The sequence below is a fragment of the Mycobacterium sp. genome, from assembly GCF_052143115.1.
Lineage (GTDB): Bacteria > Actinomycetota > Actinomycetes > Mycobacteriales > Mycobacteriaceae > Mycobacterium.
Map to the genome: position 1 here is coordinate 1 of NZ_JBKQTQ010000192.1, position 20062 is coordinate 20062.

A 20062-nucleotide genomic window follows, 5' to 3' on the forward strand; every position below is an offset into this window, starting at 1 on the left:
CCTCGGCAGAAGCGCTGCGCTGCCTAAAACGGCGCATCGCTCGCACCGTCTTTGGCCACCTCCACACCGACCACCAAACCCGTAATAACCCTTGCCAACTGGCAGCGGCTTGACATAGGAGAAACGCGTGACTGGTTACGGTCCTCCGGACGACCCGAGCAATCGGCCAACTCGGATGGCCAACTACGGCACGTACGGTCCGCGGCCACCGGGATCCGACGACCACCCGGATTACGTCGAGTCACCCGAACCGGAACCGCCCGAACAGGAATCACCGCCCGACCCGTGGTATCGGAACCGGTCATTGCTGGCCGTCTGGGCCACGATGGTCGCCATCCTGATCGTGCTGATCATCTACGGCCTCATCCAGCTCTCGCACGGCGGCGGCGGTGGTCCGTCCACCACCACACCGGAAACGACACCCACGCGGTCGTCGTCACCTACCCCGTCGACAACACCACCGTCGACGACGACCACGCCACCGCCGTCACCGTCCTCGTCGGAAGAGCAGGGGCCGCCGGCTGGGAACGCCCCGCCTCCTGCCCAGGCCCCGCCCCCGGAGCATCACCACCATGTGCCGCACATTCCGTCGACGATCACGTTGCCGCACACCGTGATTACGCTGCCGCACGGTTTTTGAGGCGCGGCCGTTCCAGGCTCGGTGGCGAAGCCGCCAGCGTGCACCGCTAAGATCGGCGCCCGTGACGGGCTACGGATCTCAGGGACCTCCAGACGACCCAAGCGAAGCGCCGACCGGCCAATTCGACTACGGCGATTACGGGCAACAACACCCCGAACCCGGGTCCACCCCGTGGCATCGCAAGCCCGCCGTATTGGTCGGTTTAGCCGTGCTGGCCGCGATCCTGATCGCGCTGGTGATCTTTGGAATCGTCGAGCTGACGAAGGGCGGGGGCTCCACCTCCCCCGCGACCTCGTCGACGACACCAGCGGTCACGACGACCACGACCACGCCGGCGACAACCACGCCGTCCTCCAGCAGCGCAACGACCACCGAGCCTGTCGCTCCCGCTCCGACGACCACGCTGACCACCGCGCCGACGACCACGGCGCCGGCCACCACGGCGCCGACGAGCACCAGCATCGACGACGGTCGCCATCATCATCACCACGACGACGGCGGTATGCCGTAACGGCAACCATCGGTAGGATCGGTTTTCGTGGGGGGCAGCGGACCACCATATGACGTCGACGGTTACTCAACGCACGACTTGAGCCTCGGCGGGAACAATGGCGAGCCGTTCAGCGTCGCCGAGACGCCCCGACCCTGGTTCCTCAAACCGTGGGTGCTGGCGCTGTGGGGCCTTACGGTGCTGCTGCTGATCGCCACGATCATCTACGGTCTGGTCATCTTGGCCACCACCAACGGTGGCGGCGCACCGGCCACCACGCGGCCGTCGACAACGACGCCCTCGTCAAGCACACCGGCACGGACAACCACACCGTCGTCGACCCTGCCGACCACGACGGCCGCTGCGCCCGAGACGACAACAGAATCTGCGCCACCCGTGACTACCCAACCCTGGACGCAGCAACGTCCTCATCACCACTGGTGGAACGGCAACGTGCCGCAGATACCCGGATTACCCCCGTTCCACGTCCCGGGGTTGAACCCTTAGCCGTCCGGGCACCCTGGTTGCGCAGCAAGGTTAGGGCAGCCTTCGTCGCGGTCAACATCGCAAAGATGTCACTATGAGCAGGCCTACGCAGCTTGAGCAGGTGCAGTAGCTAAGTTACCGGCTAGTAACATGGCCTTAGTTACCGCTCAGTAGCAAGCAGAATTGGGGAGACGCTCCGTGCAAACTCAGACGCTGATCAGACTGGTAGTGGGCTTAGGCATGACCGCGATCGTCGGTTTGTTCGCCCTCCGCCGGGTCGGTTGGCTGGTCAAACTCACACTGTCGGGCCAGCAGGTGAGCGATCGCACCGACCACATCGGCACGCGGGTGTGGACGCAGATCACCGAGGTGCTCGGCCAACGCAAGCTGCTGAAATGGTCCATCCCCGGCCTGGCCCACTTGTTCACCATGTGGGGCTTCATCATCCTGCTCACGGTCTACATCGAGGCCTACGGTCTGCTGTTCCAGCCGAACTTCCATATCCCGATCATCGGGCGCTGGGACGCGCTGGGCTTCCTGCAGGACTTCTTCGCGACCGCCGTCTTCCTGGGTATTGCCACCTTCGCGATCATCCGTCTCACGCGCAGCCCGCGGGAGATCGGCCGGTCGTCGCGGTTTTACGGCTCGCACAGCGGCGGCGCGTGGCTCATCCTGTTCATGATCTTCAACGTCATCTGGACCTACGTGCTGGTCCGCGGGTCCGCCGTCAACAACGGCACGCTCCCCTACGGCAAGGGCGCGTTCCTGTCCCAGCTATTCGGCGCGATCCTCAAGCCGCTCGGCCATACCGGCAACGAAGTCCTCGAAACGGTCGCCCTGCTTTTACACATCGGCGTCATGCTCTTGTTCCTGATCATCGTGCTGCACTCCAAGCACTTGCACATCTTCCTGGCGCCGATCAACGTCATCTTCAAGCGGCTGCCCGACGGCCTGGGCCCGCTGCTGCCGGTAGAGGCTGACGGCAAGCCGATCGACTTCGAAAACCCGCCAGATGACGCCGAATTCGGCCGCGGCAAGATCGAGGACTTCACCTGGAAGGGCATGCTCGACTTCGCCACCTGTACCGAGTGCGGGCGCTGCCAGTCGCAGTGTCCGGCCTGGAACACCGGCAAGCCGCTCTCGCCCAAGCTCGTCATCATGGACTTGCGTGATCACTGGATGGCCAAGGCGCCCTACCTACTTGGCGAGAAGAAAGCCGAGCCGCTCGAGGGCCTCGACCTGGAGACGGTCCATGAAGAGGGCCACCATGTGCCGGAGTCGGGATTCGGCCGGGTGCCCGGGCACGGGCCCGAGCAGGCGGCCCGCCCGCTGGTCGGCACCGCCGCGCAGGGCGGTGTGATCGACCCCGACGTGCTGTGGTCCTGCGTGAGCTGTGGTGCGTGCGTCGAGCAGTGCCCGGTGGACATCGAGCACATCGACCACATCATCGACATGCGCCGCTACCAGGTCATGATGGAGTCCGAGTTCCCCTCCGAGCTGTCGGTACTGTTCAAAAACCTTGAGACCAAAGGCAATCCGTGGGGCCAGAACGCCGCCGACCGCACCAACTGGATCAGCGAGGTCGAGTTCGACGTTCCGGTCTACGGCGAAGACATCGACAGTTTCGACGGCTACGAGTACCTGTTCTGGGTCGGCTGCGCGGGCGCCTACGACGACAAGGCCAAGAAGACCACCAAGGCCGTCGCCGAACTGCTGGCCATCGCTGGGGTGAAGTATCTGGTGTTGGGCACCGGCGAAACCTGCAACGGCGACTCGGCTCGTCGCTCGGGTAACGAGTTTCTGTTCCAGCAGCTGGCCCAGCAGGCCGTCGAGACCGTGGATGGACTGTTCGAAGGCGTGGAAACCGTCGACCGCAAGATCGTCGTCACCTGCCCGCACTGCTTCAACACCCTGGGCCGCGAATACCGGCAACTCGGCGCCAATTACACCGTGCTGCACCACACGCAGCTGCTCAACCGGCTGGTGCGCGACAAGAAGCTGGTGCCCGTCAGCCCGGTCTCTGAAGACATCACCTACCACGACCCGTGCTATCTGGGCCGGCACAACAAGGTCTACGAGGCGCCCCGCGAACTGATCGGGGCGGCCGGCGCGAAGCTGACCGAAATGCCGCGTCACGCCGACCGCAGCTTCTGCTGCGGCGCCGGCGGCGCGCGGATGTGGATGGAAGAGCACATCGGCAAGCGGATCAACCACGAACGCGTCGACGAGGCGTTGGCCACTGGGGCGACCACCGTGGCCACCGCGTGCCCGTTCTGCCGGGTGATGGTCACCGACGGCGTCAACGACCGTCAGGAAGCTGCCGGACGCGAAGGCGTCGACGTGCGCGACGTGGCGCAGCTGCTGCTCGAGTCGCTGGACCGCAGCACGATTGCACTGCCGGAAAAGGGCTCGGCTGCAAAGCAAGCCGTCGACGCCGCCGCCAAGGCCGCTCCCAAGGCAGAGGCTGCATCTGCCGCAACCGAGCCGGCCGAGGCAAAGACCGAAACGAAAGCCGCTGCAGCGGCCCCCGATACGGCCGCCAAAGCCGTCACCGGACTGGGTATCGCCGGCGGCGCCAAACGACCTGGGGCCAAGAAAGCCGCAGCACCAACGCAATCCGCAGCGGCCCCGGCCACCGAGGAAGCCAAGGCTCCTGCTGCGCCGGTCAAAGGGCTGGGCATCGCCGGCGGCGCCAAACGACCCGGCGCCAAAAAGGCTGCAGCGCCAACCCAATCCGCGCCTGCCGCACAACCTGAGGCGAAATCCGAACCCGCAGCGGCTCCGGAAGCCAAGGCGCCGGCCGCGCCGGCCAGGGGGCTCGGCATCGCCGCCGGAGCGAAACGGCCCGGTGCTAAAAAAGCCGCTCCCGCTGCGCAACCCGCGGCGCCGAAGCCAGAGCTCGAGGCGACGCCGGAGCCGCAATCCCAGGACGCACCAGAGTCCACATCGACGCCTGAAGACAAGGATGGCGAGACCAAAGCACCGGCAGCGCCGGTGAAAGGATTGGGTATCGCCCGAGGTGCCCGTCCACCGGGAAAGCGCTGATCAGAGGCATTCGATTAATAATAATTAGACAAGCCATGGCACCATGGTTGACGTGACCACTCATCAGCTGCCTTGGCAGACCGCGGGTCATCAGCCGCGGCAGCGCACGTTCGCGCAGTCATCGAAGCTGCAGGATGTGCTGTATGAGATCCGCGGCCCGGTGCACGATCACGCCGCGCGGCTGGAGTCCGAAGGGCACCGGATCCTCAAGCTGAACATCGGCAACCCGGCGCCGTTCGGGTTCGAAGCACCCGATGTCATCATGCGTGACATGATCCAGGCGCTGCCCTACGCGCAGGGCTACTCGGATTCCAAGGGCATCCTGTCGGCGCGACGCGCGGTGGTCACCCGCTACGAACTGGTCGATGGATTCCCGCGATTCGATGTCGACGACGTATATCTGGGCAACGGGGTCTCGGAGCTGATCACCCTGACGCTGCAGGCGCTGCTGGACAACGGCGATCAGGTCTTGATTCCGGCACCCGACTACCCACTGTGGACCGCGTCGACTTCGCTTGCCGGCGGTACACCGATGCATTACCTGTGCGACGAGACCCAAGGCTGGCAGCCAGATATCGCCGACCTGGAGTCGAAGATCACCGAGCGCACCAAGGCGCTGGTCGTGATCAACCCCAACAATCCGACCGGCGCGGTCTACGGTCGCGAAATACTCTCGCAGATGGCCGATTTGGCGCGCAAACATCAGCTGCTGCTGCTCGCTGACGAGATCTACGACAAGATCCTCTACGACGACGCCAAGCACATCAGCATGGCCTCGGTCGCACCTGACGTGTTGTGCCTGACGTTCAATGGTCTGTCCAAGGCCTACCGCGTCGCCGGATACCGGGCCGGTTGGCTGGCGATCACCGGGCCCAAGGACCACGCCAGCAGTTTCATTGAGGGCATTCACCTGCTGGCGAATATGCGGCTGTGCCCGAACGTTCCGGCCCAGCACGCGATCCAGGTCGCCCTGGGCGGTCACCAAAGCATCGATGACCTGGTGCTGCCAGGTGGGCGACTGCTCGAACAACGCGACGTGGCCTGGTCCAAACTCAACGAGATCCCCGGGGTGTCGTGCGTCAAACCCGCCGGTGCGCTCTACACGTTCCCCCGGCTGGATCCCGAGGTGCACGAGATCGAAGACGACGAGCAGCTGGTCCTGGATCTGCTGTTGTCGGAGAAGATTCTGGTCACCCAGGGCACCGGATTCAATTGGCCGGCACCGGATCACCTGCGGATCGTGACGCTGCCGTGGTCACGCGACCTTGCCCACGCTATCGACCGGTTGGGTAACTTCCTGGCCAGCTACCGTCAGTAACGCACGCGACGATCACGGGTGGTCGATGTAGCCGTCCGGGCAGTACACGCTGATAGCGGTGTCGGCGAAACCGGAAGCGGTGTTGAGCGACATGCCCGGCGACCCCTGAAGAATGTCCTGGATGATCTGCTGTTCACTCTCGCCGCTCGCATACCGCGTACACACGCGACGCGCATCGTTGATCCCAGCATCGTTCGTTCGCCGTAGCTGAAGCCCTTGGGCGGAAAGGCGCCAGAGGAAGTGGCCGTTCCTGTCCATATGGTCGGGTGGCGGGTCATCCTGCGATGCTGACGCGGTGTGGGAGACCGCCGTCGATCCTCTCGATGGGAACAGTCCCGGAGCGCGGTCAAAAACGAATACTGCGGCAATGGCGCCGACCACAAATACCAGCGCGGCCACCATGGCCAGGGCAGGAAGCGGCGTTGGGTTCGGTGAGGGTGTCGTCATCGCAGTTAACCAAGAATATTTCGCGGTGACGACCATTGTTCACGCAACACCAGTGGGTTTGCGGGGAGGTTTGCTGAAAGCCTCGTCAACCCCGTTCCAGCAGCTCCAGCAGGTAGCTCCCGTAGCCGGACTTCAGCAGGGCGTGCGCGCGTTCGGCAAGCTGGCCGTCGTCGATGTAGCCCATCCGCCAGGCCACTTCTTCGGGGATGCTCACCTTCAGGCCCTGCCGGTGTTCCAAAGTGCGGACGTAATCGCTGGCGTCCAGCAGTGAGTCGAATGTCCCGGTGTCCAGCCAGGCCGTGCCGCGTGCGAGCACCTCGACGATCAACCGGCCCTGGTTGAGGTAGGTCTGGTTGATGTCGGTGATCTCGTATTCGCCGCGTGCTGACGGTCGCAGGCCCCGCGCGATTTCGACTACGTCGTTGTCGTAGAAGTACAGACCCGGAACCGCGTAGTGCGACTTGGGCGTGGCCGGCTTTTCCTCCACTGACAGCGCGATGCCGTCCGCACCGAATTCGATGACACCATACGCCGAGGGGTTGGCCACCCAGTACGCGAAAATAGCTCCGCCACTGACTGATTGGAAGCGCTGCAGGTTGGTACCCAGGCCTGGTCCGTGGAAGATGTTGTCGCCCAATGCCAATGCCACCGAACCTGCACCTATGTGGTCGGCGCCGATGACGAAGGCCTGGGCCAGACCCTCAGGATTGTGTTGGACCGCATAGCTGATGTTGATGCCGAACGCCGTGCCGTCGCCGAGGACCCGTCGGAAAGCCGTTGCGTCGTGGGCGGTAGTGATCACCTGGATGTCGCGAATGCCGGCCATCATCAGCGTGGACAGCGGGTAGTAGATCATCGGTTTGTCGTACACGGGTAGTAACTGCTTGCTGACGCCCAGCGTGATCGGGTACAGGCGGGTGCCGGAGCCGCCGGCCAAGATGATCCCCCGCATGTCCTGCTCCTCAGTCGACGAGATCGGCGTCGGTCAACTCCGTCGCGGCCAACGCGGACTCCAGGTCGTTGTGGCGAAACACCGAGGTAACGTGGTCGTGGACTACCCGAAAGGCCGACGCGACAGTGTCGTTGGCACCGGGATCGTCCGCATTGCCGATCTTCTGTTCGACGACCACGACGCCGTCATGTACATATATTCTGCCCACTTCGGCCTTTCGCGGGCGAGCAGCCGCCCAATCGCGCAACGCGGCGTGGCCCTGCGCGGCGCCGTGCGCGTCACCGACTTCGACGTCGTCGCTGGACAGGGCCATCAAGGTGTCGATATCGGACGCATTCAAAGCGTCATGCCAAGCCAACACGGTGGCGATCTCCGATGTGGTCATAATCTGAAACGTACCGTGTGCGCCGCGGCTAGAAAGGCGTGTGGTCGAGCCAGTGCTGCCATATCGCGGTCTCACCGAACACCGCGATATCGGTGTCGGCGACCGGAACTCGCCGCACGACTGCCAGCAGCAGGTCGACGGCATTGCCGCGCAGCGCCACCGCGCCCTTGTCGTGACCGTGGGACCATGAGATGCGGTTCCCCTCGGCGCGGACGGTCCATTCACCGGCAGCCCCCAGACCGGGATCGGTGGCGTGCAGATGCACGGTTTGGCCGTTGTCCAGCGGCAGCGGTGCGTCGTCGCCTCCTGCCTGAGCCGCGACCCGCTCAAGCCATTCGCCGATGGCATCGGCCGCCAGCTCGGGTGTGATCGGATAGTCGAGCCCGAGCGCCAGCGCGGCGTCGGCCCGATGCACAGTCGCCTCGTGCAGCCGACGCCGCACCCACCAGTACGCCGGCCGCGAGCCCAGAAACGTCCATACCGGGGTTTCCATACCGGCTTGTTCGACGGCGTCGATCAGCCGCTGCGCCCCGCCGTGGAGCCACGCGATCGCCTCGTCAGGATCGGGTGGCGGCTTGCCTTCGTCGACGGTGCGCGGGTCGAGGTAATGGTCGACCCGGTCGGCGACGATCTGCGCTGCCCAGCGGTCACCGCGACCGACATGACGAAGCAACTGGGAAAGGCTCCAGCCGGGACAGGTCGGCACCGGGGTGGACGAGTCGCCGCTGCGGATCACCTCGCCGAAGGCGCGATTTTGCTCCAGAAGTGCTGCGGCGTAGTCCACCCGATCAGGCTACGCGCCGTCCCAAGCAGTGCACACGCCAACCGGCTTGCTGCCACCGTTGCAGGTCAAGACAGTTGCGGCCGTCGACGACGACGCGTGCTCGCACCCGGTCGGCAAGCAGGTCGGGGTCAAGGTCGACGAACTCTTTCCACTCGGTCAGCACCAACACCGCGTCCGCGCGGTCACAGGCTTCCTCCACCGAGATCGCGTAATTCAGCGTGGGGAACAGCCGCTGGGCGTTCTCCAGTGCTTTGGGGTCGTAGACGTTGACCGCCGCACCGTTGAGCTGTAGCTGGCCCGCGACATTGAGCGCCGGTGAGTCACGCACGTCGTCGGATTCGGGCTTGAACGCGGCGCCGAGCACCGCGATGTTGGCTCCCAGCAGCGAGCCGCCGCAGGCGGCGGTGGTCAATTCGACCATCCTGTGGCGGCGGCGCATGTTGATGCTGTCCACCTCGCGCAGGAACGTCAGCGCCTGGTCGGCGCCCAGTTCACCGGCGCGAGCCATGAACGCCCGGATGTCCTTGGGCAGGCAGCCACCACCGAAACCCAAGCCCGCGTTGAGGTATCGACGCCCGATACGCGGATCGTGCCCGAGCGCGTCGGCTAACAGGACGACGTCGGCGCCGGCGGCTTCGCATACTTCGGAGATCGCATTGATGAACGAGATCTTGGTCGCCAGAAAGGCGTTCGCGGAGACCTTGACCAACTCCGCGGTCTGCAGATCGGTCACCAGGAACGGCACCCCGGCATCCAGCATCGGTGCATACAGCTCACGGATCGCCGCCTCAGAACGCGTCGAACCATCTTCTACACCAAGCACAATACGATCGGGCCGCAAAGTGTCTTGCACCGCGAAACCTTCCCGAAGGAACTCCGGGTTCCATGCCACTTCCACGTCGACACCGGGCCGTACGGCGGCGCGGGCCCGTGGACCGAGCTCGGCGGCGGTCCCGACGGGCACCGTGGACTTGCCGACAATCACCGACGCCCGAGTCAGTCGCGGTGCGAGCGTGTCGATTACGGCGTTTACGTGGCATAAGTCGGCACCGTATTCGCCCTTCTTCTGCGGAGTCCCGACCCCGAGGAAATGCACGTCAGCGAACTCGGCGGCCAGGTCATAGTCGGTGGTGAACCGAAGTCGGCCGGCTGCGATGTTGTCGCTCAACATCTTTCCCAGGCCGGGCTCGTAAAACGGAACGTCACCGGCAGCTAGCTTGGCGACCTTACCGGGATCGATGTCGACGCCGACGACCTCATGCCCCAGCTCGGCCATCCCGGCGGCATGGGTCGCACCCAGATAGCCCGTACCAAAGACGCAGCACCTCATACACCTGTGTGTAAAGCGCCGCAATGATCTAATTGCATCGCTTTTCTGAGCGGTGGGCGAACTCCAGGTGACGGTTTGCTGTCGGGGCCCTAGAAGCCGCGGCCCCCGAAGCCAAATCCGTGGCCGCCGAAGCCGCCGTGGCCGCCGCCGAAGCCGCCGTGGCCGCCGCCGAAGCCGGGTCCTGGGTAACCTCCCCCGCCCGGGTATCCGCCTCCACCAGGGCCGCCGCCACCAGGGCCCCAACCGCCGTGAGCCCACGGCCCGAGCCCCGGGCCGATGGGAATCGGAATGGGAATCGGGACGGGAGCCGGAGCAACCGGAGCTGGGGCGGGCGCAACAGGTGCAGCAGCCGGAGCTGGCGCAGCCGGTTCAGGAGCCGGAGCAGCGGGAACCGGAGCCGGGGCGGGTGCAGCCGGTTCAGGAGCCGGGGCCGGAGCCTCAGGAGCGGGAGCCGGGGCAGCAGGCGCCGGCGCAACAGCCGGAGCGGGAGCTGCGGGCGCGGCCGGTGCGGGCTTCGCGGGGGCGACGGCTTGGTGGCCCGGTTCGGGCCGGACAGCGGCTGTCGGCCGCATACTGACCGCCAGCGCGACCACCAGCGCCGCGGCACCTACCACGAAGATTGCGGCGACCGCGCTGGCCACCAAGACCAGCGGCCTGCGGCCGCCATCCCGCGGGACAGCAGTCGTGATGCCGGTATAGGTGCCGGTTGGGAAGTTCTCCTCGCCGGCGAGCGCGGTGTAGGCATCGGCGTCCTCGTCCTGAACCGCACTGTAGGCCAAGGCTTGCTCGCCGGACGAGCCGTCGACGGCGACGTCGAGGTATCCGGGAGCGACGGCGTAGGGATCTATCGCACCGGTGCCGGGATCTTGTGCATAGGCCAGTGCAGCGGTCGACGAGGAGAACAACGGTGCATTGGCCGAGGCCAGTGCCGCGCCGCGAGCCAACGCCGTCTCCGGCTCCTCAGGCGCGCTCACCAGCAGCGAGGTTGCCGCCTCCAACTGCGCCTTGATCGGGGCGATGTCAACGCCGGAGCCGACCACGAACAGACCATCCGGACGCGTCTCGAGCGCCTCGGCACCGGAAGCCATTGCTGACAGCTCGGCGATGGGATCACTGTCGGGGGCCAGCGGCTGGCGGCGCACGTCGGTGATTGAACCGTCGGCGGTGTTGACCACGGCCAGCGTCGCGGTGTCGGGCTCGACAAACAACAGTCCGGTCTGCGCATAGCCGACGGAATTGCCGACCACTTGCGCCAGCGCCGCCGCGGCCAAAAACGATGACACCAGCATGACGTTCTCGACCTTGCGGGCCGCCAGCGCGTCACGCAGCGCGGCGGCCTCGATCGGGTCCGTCCAGGTCACGCCCGTCGAGCGCAGTTCGTAGCCACTCTCGGCGGCACCTTCTTGAGTGCCCAGGATCGCTGAGACCACCTGGTCGGCGGCGCTGACGGTTGGTTCGTCGGCCGTGTTGACCTCGAAGCCTTCTTCGTCGACCGTGACGCCGTCGGCGTTTTCGCCCTCGACGAGAACCATGCGGACCGCAGTGGGCGCCATCGATACGCCAAGTACGGTGTCCACTTCATCCTCCAAAGCTGTTCGCTGCGCTAATTGGTATTGCAGTGCGGATTGCCGAGGTTCCTCAAGTTCGGACAGGAGCGGCGCGGCTCACTCCCCCGGTCTTTGCCACTCCGACTTTACCGCTGGGGGCAACCGGTGGCCATGCGTTGACCGGCGGAATTGCCCACGCTCACCTGCGGCCGTGACCGCCAAAGCCTCCGAAGCCTCCGCCGTGGTGGCCACCGCCGAAACCGGGGCCCCAGCCGCCGTGGCCGCCACCGTGGCCCCAGCCGCCGCCGCCATGGTCGCCGCCCCATGGGCTCTCGGGTGGGCCGAGCAGCGGAGGCGCCAGCAGCCCCGGAATGAGCGGCGGTATGAGCGGTGGCGCCACAGGAGCCGGCGCAGGGAGCGGAATTGGCAGTGGCGCCGGGACCGGAGCGGGACCCGGCACCCGAACGGGAACCGGGGCAGCTGCATGGACCGGAACCGGAGCGGCCACAGGAGCCGGCGCCGCCACGGGTGCGGGTGCAGGTGCCACCGGCACCAGCGCTTGAGGCAGCGGTCTGGCCGGGGCCACCACATTTTGGCTGAGGCTGGGCCGCGAACTGACCGACGGGCGGATACTGAACGCCAGCGAAATCACCAGTGCCACAACGCCGACGGTGAAAATGATCATGACGCTTATCGCCGCAAAGAACGGCGTGCGGGTCGGCTGCCCGAGCGCTGCCGGCGCGAAGTCGGGGTACATGCCGGTCGTGAAGTCTTCTTCCTCGTGGGCACCGGCGTAGGCATCGGGACCCTCTTGGGTGTAAACCGCAGCTGAGTCGTCGGCAACGGCGCTATAGGCCAACGCGTCCGCCCCCGGCTCGGCGCCCGCGGCTGCCTCGGCGACGGCCAGATACCCCGGCGCGAGCGCGTGCTGGCTCACCGAACCGGTGCCCGGATCCTGAGCGTAGGCAAGCGCATCGGTCGACGAGGCGAACAACGGCGCACTCGCCGACGCCAGCGCCGCTCCTCTGGCCAGCGCCATCTCGGGCCGCTCGGGCACGCTCAGCGGAAGCGACGTCGCCGCCTCCAACGCCGGCTTGATCAACGGGACGTCGACCCCGGAGCCCACCACCAACAAGCCCTCTGGGTGCTCTTCGAGCGTCTCAGCCGCAGAGACCAGCCCGACCAGCTTGGCCACCGCCTGATCGTCATCGTCGGGCAGCAGTTCACGGTGTACATGAGCGATCGAGCCGTCGGTGGTGTCCACCACTGCCAAGGTCGCGGAATCGGGCTCGATGAATAGCAGCGCGGTGCGGGCATAACCGGTCGTGCTGCCGATCGACTGGGCCAACGCCGCCGCAGCCAAGAACGACGAAACCAGCATGACATTTTCGACCTTGCGGGCCAGCAACACGTCACGCAGTTCGGCGGCTTCCTGCTGGTCACTCCATGTCACGCCGGTCGACAACAGGTGATAGCCGGCCTCATTGGCACCTTCACGCGTGCCCAGAATTGCCGCAACCACCTGATCGGGTGCGCTGAAGGTTGCCGAGTCTTCGCCGTCGGCGACGCCGAAGTTTTCCTCATCGACGGTTACGCCGTCGGCGTTTTCCCCCTCAACCAGCACCATGCGGACCGTGGTGGGTGCCATTGACACACCAAGTACGGTGTCCACAACTCCTCCATGCTGTTTGCTAGCTGTCCGCGGACGGTAGGGATCAGCACAACAGCCGGGCTCCCCACCACAAGATTCATCGACGCACCGGGGTGCGGCGTTACCGCCAACGCAGTTAGCTGGGCTATATGAAGTTCTGGTCAGGAAATCGTCGCCCCAGCTGACCCTTCACACAGCACCTTACCCCGCGGTCCGCGCGGCAGCCGCCCCTTACCGGTGCCCGCCGCCTCCGCCATGGCCGCCGCCACCGCCGCCGAAGCCACCGCCGCCACCGAACCCGCCAAAGCCGCCACCAAAGCCGCCGAAGCCGTGGCTACCGCCGAAGCCGCCGAAGCCGCCGGGGTCTCCGCCACCCTCGTGGCTGCCGCCAAAGCCGCCGAAGCCGCGGTCACCGGGTTCATCGTCATTAAACGAGTTGTTCGACGGCCCGTGGAAGCTGGGCGCACCGGCGTCGGGGGCTTGCGGGCCTACCGGTGGAGCTCCGGGGGCCGGCATCCCGGGAGCCCCGGGTCCCTCGGGAGCCGGCATGCCTGGAACCCCAGGTCCCTGCGGAGAGGGCATGCCCGGAACCCCGGGTCCCTCGGGAGCCGGCATGCCCGGAATCCCAGGTGCCTGCGGGGCTTGCATGTGCAGCGGAGGCTCGGGTGCGGGCAGTTGCATCGGAAGCTGGGGGCCCACAACCTGCACCGGGTTTTGCGGCGACGGCACGTGCACCGGGTTTTGCGGCCCAGGCATGTGGACTGGCGTCGGCTGCACCGGAACGCTGACCGGAGGGGGCGCCGGCCAGTGCCGCGGCGGCGACCACGGCAAGTGCCCCGGCGACGACCCAAACGGCGGCGACCACGGCAAGTGCCCCGGCGACGACCCAAGCGGCGGCGAACCCGGCAGGTTCAGGGGAAGGGGATTCAGCGGCGCGGGCGGGCCGATGTGAATCGGCAAAGGCAGCGGGACCAGCACGGGCGCCCGGGGCGCAACGACCGGAGCCGGCGGGAGTGCCGGTGCCGGCGAGAGTGCCGGTGCCGGCGGGAGTGCCGGAGCCGCGGGCGCAGGAGCCGGAATCGGTGCGTGCATCGGTTGAGGTGCTGTTACCGGCGCCTGCAGATGATTGACCTGCGGCGCCGGGGCGCTCGCCGGAGCCGGGGCGCGCGCAGGGGCTTGCGGGGTTGGGACGAGCAGGTTTTGCAGCGGCCTGGGCAGCAGCGCAACAGCACTCGGCCGGATACCGAGTGCTAGAGAGACCTCCAGCGCCAAGATCGCGGCAACAAAGACCACCGCCAATACGGTGCCAACGAGCAGAAGCGGCCGGCGCTCGCGATGCTCGTCGCCGGCCAGATCCAGGGCGGTGGTATTGGCTTCGGCTTCCTCATCCTGCGCGGCGGTATGGGCTTCGGCTTCTTCATCGGGGACGGCGCTGTAGGCGAGGTCGTCCTCACCCAGCTCGGTGCCCGCCGGAACGTCCGGCACCGCGAGGTATCCCGGGGAGACCGCGTAGGGATCGACCTCCCCGGTGGCGGGATCTTGTGCGTAGGCCAGGGCAGCGGTCGACGACACAAACAGTGGCGCACTGGCCGACGCCAGCGCCGCGCCCCAAGCCAACGCCGTCTCTGGTTCTTCCGGTGCGCTCACGGGAAGCGACGTCACCGCCTCCAGCTGTGGCTTGAGCGCTGCGATGTCCACACCGGAGCCGACGAGGAACAGGTGCTGCGGGTGGGGCTCCAGCCTGTCCAAGCCGGCGACCATCCCGGCCAATTCGGCAGCAGTGTCGACGCCGGAGATCAGCTCTTTGTGGACATCGCTGATGGAACCGTCGGCGGAGTCGACGACGGCCAGCGTCGCGGTGTCGGCTTCCACGAACAGCAGGGCGGTGTGGGCGTTGCCGGTAGCGCTGCCCACCATCTGGGCCAGCGCGGCCGCAGCCATGAAGGCCGAGACCAGCATGACGTTCTCGATCTTGCGGGTGGCCAACGCCTCGCGCAGGGCGGCAGCGTCCACCGGATCGGTCCAGGTCACTCCGGTCGATGCCAACGCATAGCCGGCCTGTGTGGCGCCTTCCCGAGTGCCCAAGATCGTCGAGATCACCTGATCGGCTGCACTCAGCGTCGCTGCATCGTCATCGGCGACGATGTCGAAATTGTCGTCGTCGACCGTGACGCCGTCGGCGTTTTCGCCTTCCACCAGCACCATACGAACGGCTGTGGGTGCCATCGATAAACCGAGTACGACGTCCATCGCTCCTCCAAAGGCCCCCGATAACCCCACGGTCTAAGCGGAGGAGAGCACCGCATCGGCCGCCATATGTAGGGATGGTCGCGAAAAGGGCTGTGCGGCGTTACAGCGGAAGTTATGTAGACCTTATGAAGTTTTGGTACGAGCGCGACGGCGTCGGCCCGCGCTGACCCTGATACTTCGATCCGGCCCGCGCGCTGCCGTAGGGATGCTCGGCGGGGCTGGTCAACCGCAGAATGCACAGCTGGCCGATCTTCATGCCCGGCCACAGCGTGATCGGCAGATTGGCGACGTTGGAGAGCTCCAGCGTGATGTGACCGCTGAAGCCGGGATCGATGAAGCCCGCCGTCGAGTGGGTCAGCAAGCCGAGGCGCCCCAGCGACGATTTGCCCTCCAGCCGACCCGCCAAGTCATCGGGCAGCGTGCACAGTTCCAGCGTCGACCCGAGCACGAACTCGCCGGGGTGCAGCACGAACGGTTCCCCGTTGACCGGTTCCACCAGACTGGTCAACTCGTCTTGTTGCCGCGCGGGGTCGATGTGGGTGTATCGGGTGTTGTTGAACACCCGGAACAGGCTGTCGAGGCGAACATCGACGCTGGACGGCTGGACCAAGGTGTCGTCGAACGGGTCAATTCCCAACCGGCCGGCGGCAATTTCGGCCCTGAGGTCGCGATCGGAGAGCAGCACGCGACGAGCGTATCCGCTCGACTGCGGCTCGCGGAGTCGATGAACGACGTGCCGCCGGGTGCTAGCCTTCCGAAACAACCGCGCCGATGTAGTTCAATGGCAGAACATCAGCTTCCCAAGCTGAATACGCGGGTTCGATTCCCGTCATCGGCTCCACAGCTGACCAGCGCCGACACCGTTCGAAGGGTGTTCGACCGCCGCTCATTGACACGTCGGTGACACAACTCGACCAGAACTCATTTTCGATCACACAACCAGGCGGCCCCTGGCGTTCGTCTCAGATCTGAGATGAGGGAGTAGCGTATGTCCGCCATCGTCGCGCACGACGTGGAACCAGAGGGTGCGCCCGTTGGGGCACCGACCGCAGCAGCATTTCTGCCAGTCGTACGATTGCGTGTCGGACAGGTCGATGGTTCCTGCCTTCAGGTCGTAGTCCCAGACCCGCAACCCTTGCTTGATCGGATGCCCGTCAAGCGTTTTCTCGGCGGTGTGCTCAGCCATCTTCAGACCTCAATCGGTTGGTGATTCAACTTGGATCGCGCGGGTTGCGCGGTACACCTCGGGATGGGCGACGATCATCACCGCTGTGTTCAGCGCGTCGCGTTGGCCGTTGTAGAACGCCGCCACGACATCGGTCGAGCGCCGCGCGTTGCACCGCGCGTATTCCCGCAGTGCGCGCAGCTCGTTCGCCGCGTCGGCTAGCCGTTGGCACAGTTCACGGTTCTCAGCCACAGGTTTTCGTTGTTCATTGTGCTTCGTTCATTGTGCTTCCCTTTCCGTGATCTCGGTTCTGCCGTGAATTAACGGCATTGCGCCGGGAACGGGATCGACAGGATGGGTCTGGCGGGCCGCTGGGGGCCGAGGCTCCGATTAATTTTCTGCGGAGCCATCGCTCCCTTTGAATGAATGGGGCCATGCCATGACCGACGCCGAAGTTCGCGCATCCGACACCGACCAGGGCACGCGGACGCCACTGTGGGATCGTTATATAGAAGAGCGTATCCGCCTTGGTCCGGCGTTGACCGACGCGCAACGGGACGAGTTGCGGGAAATGGGTCATCGACTCTTGAACCCGCGTTCAGACTGACCTACGGTGACGCGCGGTTCAGTGTCTCGCCAGCGGCTTTGAGCGCTTCGGTTTGCGAGTGGGTGTAGAGCTTCATCGTCAACGAGGCGTCTTTGTGTCCGATCCACGCCGCGATCACCGCCACCGGCACCCCGGACAAGTGCATCAGTGTCGCGCAGGTATGCCGGGCCGCGTGCAGCTTGGTTGTTCGCCGACCACGCTCAGTTGTCTTGTCTCGGCGGGGTCCGGGCCATCGCCAAGAAATCGAGACGCCAAAGGCTCTGAAATACGTTGCGCGAAATTCTCAACGCCCGCTGCACCGGGCTGAGGCGCGCCATCCCTCGCCACCAGCGCGGCAATCTCTCGGATCGTGCGGCGTCCGTCGACAAGCTGAATGAAGGGCACCTGGACTGGGCTCAGCGGCACCCTCCCGTGCGGCATGACGATGTCATTGCCGGACACACCGCTGAATGCTCGCATCACCGGGATATAGCCAAGAGCTTCCGCTGAAGAGAAGTCGATCGCGTAGTCCGCCTTTGGCCCGATCGGGGCGGCAAGCCACAAAGCAGTGACTCGTGTTCAGGGCCTGGAGGCGTTCCATCAACGACCAGATCTCGATGTCGGGCAACGCGTTTGGAGCTGACAACAGCCGGTCAGGCAGCGCGTAACTCTCTTGCGGGTAGTAGAGGGATTTGAAGTGCCAATCCTGAAAGACCAGGCCCGCCGATGTAACCAAGTCGATGCACTCCGTGACCGTGTAACAACGCTGCCGCCCATGCAGAAACGTGTCCACCACGCCGGTATCAGCGTTCAAGTCCGTCGAATTTTTCAAGTAGCTCCATACGGGCTGCTCTGCCGGCAGCACCGAGACCGTTTCCTGGACCACCTGCACCGACGAGTCGTCTTGGCCCAACCCCAGTTCGCCGAACACCGACGCCAACAAATCGACACCGATCCGACCATATTTCCCATAGAGCATCACGCTCGCGACCCCATCCCGCCGCAGGCATCCGGCGAGGGCTTGCATCCCCTTGGCTGGGTCAGCCAAGTGGTGCAGAACGCCGATGCATACAACCAGGTCGAAGTCGAGCCCCAGTGCCGACAGCTCTTCGATCGGGAGCAGATGCAACTCGAGGTTCTTCAGTCCGTGCTTGTCTTTCAGATATTGCTGGTGATCCAGCGACGGCTGGCTGACGTCCACGCCCACGACTTTCGCCGACGGGTTGGTGAACGCAAAGCATGCGGCCTGGTTGGCGCCACAACCGGCGACCAAAATGTCGAGACCAGGGGGGTATTCGCGGTCGGGCCAGTAGACCCAATGAGCGTGGACGGGGTCCGTCCAGTCATAGCTGCCGGCGCTCCATTCCTTGAGGTCGAGAATCGGCGATGGGTACACCCATCGCTGATACTGACGCGCCACGACATCGTCGCGCGGATCGGTTTCCAGCTACACCACCCCTTTGAATGCTCTCAGCAGGAGTTATACGGCCGCGCCTGCGTAACCGCAAGAACGCCGGTGCGCCTCTACCCGGCGTGGCCACGTCCGGACCGAATTGCGTTGTGCTTTGTTTACCTCAGGCTGTTGCTATTGGGCTGCAGCGCTGTCGATGGGCGCCGGTCTGTTCGTGGAAAGGCTCGTCATGAGTGATGCCGCTTCGTCTGAGGTCCCCGGTTCCGCGTCGACGTCGCGAGCAATCCATTTGTCCGAACTGCTAGGTCAGCCGGTGATCGCCAGGTCCGATGACACCGTCGGCAAGGTCGAGGACGTGGTGGTGCGTTTAGGGGGAGCCGACGTCTACCCGCCGGTGACGGGGCTGGTAGCGGGGATCGGCGGGAACCGGGTGTATGTGTCATGGAAGCAGATCGCGGAGTGGGCGCACGGCAAGGTCCTGTTGTCGCAGAACAAGGTCAACCTGCGCGCGTTTGAGCGCCGGCCCGGCGAGGTGCTGCTGCGTGCCGATCTGCTCGATCATCGACTGATTGATGTGCCGGCCGCGGAGTTGGTGCACGCCTACGACGTCGAGTTGGAAGACACCGGGACGAACTGGGTGCTGGCGCGCCTCGATACCCGCCGTCCACCGCGCCTGTTCGGGCTGATACACGCCGGTGGCGGCAACGCCAGCCGGGACTGGAAATCGTTTGAACCACTGATCGGACACCAGCAGAGCAGTCTTGAGCGCCGCGCCAAGGGGCGTTTTGGCAAGCTCAAACCGGCGCAGATCGCTGACTTGCTCGAAGACGCCGACAAGCGTGAGGGCGGTGAGATTCTCGACCGCATTCACGGTGACCCCGAGTTGGAAGCCGACGTTTTCGAAGAACTCGACCCCGATAAGGCCAACAAGCTGCTCGGCAATATGAGTGACACCGATGTCGCCGGGGTGTTGGCCCGAATGCGGGCTGACGATGCCGCCGACGCCATCTTCGAGCTCCGTCAATCTCGTCGCCGCCCTGTGCTGGAGCTGCTGCCTGCGGGTCAGCGCACCAAGGTGGTCACCCTGATGGGTTTCAACCCTGCTACCGCCGGCGGTTTGATGGGCGTTGATGTGGCGTCGTGCCCGACGGATGCTACTGCCGCGCAGGCGATTTCGATTCTGGCGGAGGCCCGTACATTGCAGCCCGAGGCGCTGCTGAACATCCATGTTCTCAGTGCGGCCGGTGAGCTGGTCGGTGTGGTGTCGGTTATCGAGCTGCTGCAGTCGGCCCCTGATACGTCGGTGCTGGACGTGGCCGACTTGGACCCGGTCCGGGTTACCCCGTCAGCTGACGTGACCGATATCGCCTTGCTGATGGCCGATTACAACCTGGTCACTATCCCTGTCGTCGACGAACACGATCACGTCCTGGGTGTGGTGACCTTTGACGATCTCTTGGAGGCCATCGTGCCAGAAGATTGGCGGCGACGCGAACCTGCGCCGCACCCGATCCGCGAAACCTCAGCGGAGAACTCGGATTTGGACAACCAGGGCGGACCGACCCGTGACTGAGC

General features: G+C 65.3%; 17 protein-coding genes, 1 tRNA gene and 2 pseudogenes. 7 read left to right on the top strand and 13 right to left on the bottom strand.

Annotated elements, in window-relative coordinates:
• The first annotated feature begins 127 nt into the window (after positions 1–127).
• The 5 genes from ACLQI9_RS20180 to ACLQI9_RS20200 all read left to right on the top strand — a co-directional run bounded on the left by ACLQI9_RS20180 (position 128) and on the right by ACLQI9_RS20200 (position 5979).
• Positions 128–640 (top strand): hypothetical protein, encoded by a 513-nt coding sequence (locus ACLQI9_RS20180; protein WP_442392057.1) that lies wholly within the window; start codon positions 128–130, stop codon positions 638–640.
• Between the two features lie 61 nt (positions 641–701).
• Positions 702–1151, top strand: a complete 450-nt coding sequence (locus tag ACLQI9_RS20185; protein WP_442392058.1) for a hypothetical protein — start codon at positions 702–704, stop codon at positions 1149–1151.
• 27 nt (positions 1152–1178) lie between these two features.
• Positions 1179–1637 carry a hypothetical protein gene (locus ACLQI9_RS20190; RefSeq protein ID WP_442392059.1) on the top strand — a complete coding sequence of 153 codons (459 nt, stop codon included), beginning with the start codon at positions 1179–1181 and terminating at the stop codon, positions 1635–1637.
• A 177-nt stretch (positions 1638–1814) separates the two neighbouring features.
• Positions 1815–4661 (top strand): heterodisulfide reductase-related iron-sulfur binding cluster, encoded by a 2847-nt coding sequence (locus tag ACLQI9_RS20195; protein WP_442392060.1) that lies wholly within the window; start codon positions 1815–1817, stop codon positions 4659–4661.
• Between the two features lie 43 nt (positions 4662–4704).
• Positions 4705–5979, top strand: coding sequence for a pyridoxal phosphate-dependent aminotransferase (locus ACLQI9_RS20200; RefSeq protein ID WP_442377072.1), 1275 nt, complete (start codon positions 4705–4707; stop codon positions 5977–5979).
• Positions 5980–5991: 12 nt separating this feature from the next.
• Here the strand turns inward: ACLQI9_RS20200 and ACLQI9_RS20205 are convergent, their stop codons facing one another.
• The 9 genes from ACLQI9_RS20205 to dcd form a co-directional block, all read right to left on the bottom strand.
• Complete coding sequence (locus ACLQI9_RS20205; RefSeq protein ID WP_442377074.1) at positions 5992–6462, bottom strand: DUF732 domain-containing protein; 471 nt, start codon at positions 6460–6462, stop codon at positions 5992–5994.
• Between the two features lie 49 nt (positions 6463–6511).
• Positions 6512–7378 (bottom strand): glucose-1-phosphate thymidylyltransferase RfbA, encoded by an 867-nt coding sequence (gene rfbA, locus ACLQI9_RS20210; RefSeq protein ID WP_442377075.1) that lies wholly within the window; start codon positions 7376–7378, stop codon positions 6512–6514.
• Between the two features lie 10 nt (positions 7379–7388).
• Positions 7389–7763, bottom strand: a complete 375-nt coding sequence (locus tag ACLQI9_RS20215; RefSeq protein ID WP_442377077.1) for a nuclear transport factor 2 family protein — start codon at positions 7761–7763, stop codon at positions 7389–7391.
• Positions 7764–7791: 28 nt separating this feature from the next.
• Positions 7792–8547 carry a maleylpyruvate isomerase family mycothiol-dependent enzyme gene (locus ACLQI9_RS20220; protein WP_442377079.1) on the bottom strand — a complete coding sequence of 252 codons (756 nt, stop codon included), beginning with the start codon at positions 8545–8547 and terminating at the stop codon, positions 7792–7794.
• A gap of 4 nt (positions 8548–8551) precedes the next feature.
• The gene (locus ACLQI9_RS20225; protein WP_442377081.1) at positions 8552–9877 is read right to left on the bottom strand and encodes a UDP-glucose dehydrogenase family protein; all 1326 of its coding nucleotides are present in this window, start codon (positions 9875–9877) and stop codon (positions 8552–8554) included.
• An 89-nt stretch (positions 9878–9966) separates the two neighbouring features.
• On the bottom strand, positions 9967–11454 hold the full coding sequence (locus tag ACLQI9_RS20230) for a DUF7159 family protein (protein ID WP_442377083.1): 1488 nt from the start codon (positions 11452–11454) through the stop codon (positions 9967–9969).
• 169 nt (positions 11455–11623) lie between these two features.
• Positions 11624–13096 carry a DUF7159 family protein gene (locus ACLQI9_RS20235; RefSeq protein ID WP_442377085.1) on the bottom strand — a complete coding sequence of 491 codons (1473 nt, stop codon included), beginning with the start codon at positions 13094–13096 and terminating at the stop codon, positions 11624–11626.
• 210 nt (positions 13097–13306) lie between these two features.
• A complete protein-coding gene (locus ACLQI9_RS20240) occupies positions 13307–15325 on the bottom strand; it encodes a DUF7159 family protein (protein ID WP_442377087.1) in 2019 nt (672 codons plus the stop codon).
• Between the two features lie 112 nt (positions 15326–15437).
• Entirely contained in the window at positions 15438–16010 is a 573-nt protein-coding gene (gene dcd, locus ACLQI9_RS20245) for a dCTP deaminase (protein WP_325676346.1), read from the bottom strand.
• 82 nt (positions 16011–16092) lie between these two features.
• On the opposite strand from dcd, the gene ACLQI9_RS20250 reads away from it, so the two are divergent.
• Positions 16093–16166: transfer RNA gene (locus ACLQI9_RS20250), tRNA-Gly, on the top strand.
• A 90-nt stretch (positions 16167–16256) separates the two neighbouring features.
• Here ACLQI9_RS20250 and ACLQI9_RS20255 read toward each other — a convergent pair.
• The 4 genes and pseudogenes from ACLQI9_RS20255 to ACLQI9_RS20270 all read right to left on the bottom strand — a co-directional run bounded on the left by ACLQI9_RS20255 (position 16257) and on the right by ACLQI9_RS20270 (position 18523).
• Positions 16257–16511, bottom strand: coding sequence for a hypothetical protein (locus tag ACLQI9_RS20255; protein WP_442384500.1), 255 nt, complete (start codon positions 16509–16511; stop codon positions 16257–16259).
• 9 nt (positions 16512–16520) lie between these two features.
• Positions 16521–16742, bottom strand: coding sequence for a hypothetical protein (locus ACLQI9_RS20260; RefSeq protein WP_442384502.1), 222 nt, complete (start codon positions 16740–16742; stop codon positions 16521–16523).
• 356 nt (positions 16743–17098) lie between these two features.
• Positions 17099–17287 (bottom strand): annotated as a pseudogene (locus ACLQI9_RS20265) (tyrosine-type recombinase/integrase); the annotation flags it as partial.
• 10 nt (positions 17288–17297) lie between these two features.
• Positions 17298–18523: pseudogene (locus ACLQI9_RS20270) on the bottom strand (class I SAM-dependent methyltransferase).
• A 193-nt stretch (positions 18524–18716) separates the two neighbouring features.
• Between ACLQI9_RS20270 and ACLQI9_RS20275 the strand changes: the two are divergent.
• Entirely contained in the window at positions 18717–20060 is a 1344-nt protein-coding gene (locus ACLQI9_RS20275; RefSeq protein ID WP_442384506.1) for a magnesium transporter MgtE N-terminal domain-containing protein, read from the top strand.
• Positions 20061–20062: the final 2 nt, after the last annotated feature.

Coding starts and splice junctions, on each gene's coding strand:
- ACLQI9_RS20200 (WP_442377072.1), top strand. CDS start 4,705: ATGGTTGACGTGACCACTCATCAGCTGCCTTGGCAGACCGCGGGTCAT.
- ACLQI9_RS20205 (WP_442377074.1), bottom strand. CDS start 6,462: ATGGTCGTCACCGCGAAATATTCTTGGTTAACTGCGATGACGACACCC.
- rfbA (WP_442377075.1), bottom strand. CDS start 7,378: ATGCGGGGGATCATCTTGGCCGGCGGCTCCGGCACCCGCCTGTACCCG.
- ACLQI9_RS20215 (WP_442377077.1), bottom strand. CDS start 7,763: ATGACCACATCGGAGATCGCCACCGTGTTGGCTTGGCATGACGCTTTG.
- ACLQI9_RS20225 (WP_442377081.1), bottom strand. CDS start 9,877: ATGAGGTGCTGCGTCTTTGGTACGGGCTATCTGGGTGCGACCCATGCC.
- ACLQI9_RS20240 (WP_442377087.1), bottom strand. CDS start 15,325: ATGGACGTCGTACTCGGTTTATCGATGGCACCCACAGCCGTTCGTATG.
- ACLQI9_RS20255 (WP_442384500.1), bottom strand. CDS start 16,511: ATGGCTGAGCACACCGCCGAGAAAACGCTTGACGGGCATCCGATCAAG.
- ACLQI9_RS20275 (WP_442384506.1), top strand. CDS start 18,717: ATGAGTGATGCCGCTTCGTCTGAGGTCCCCGGTTCCGCGTCGACGTCG.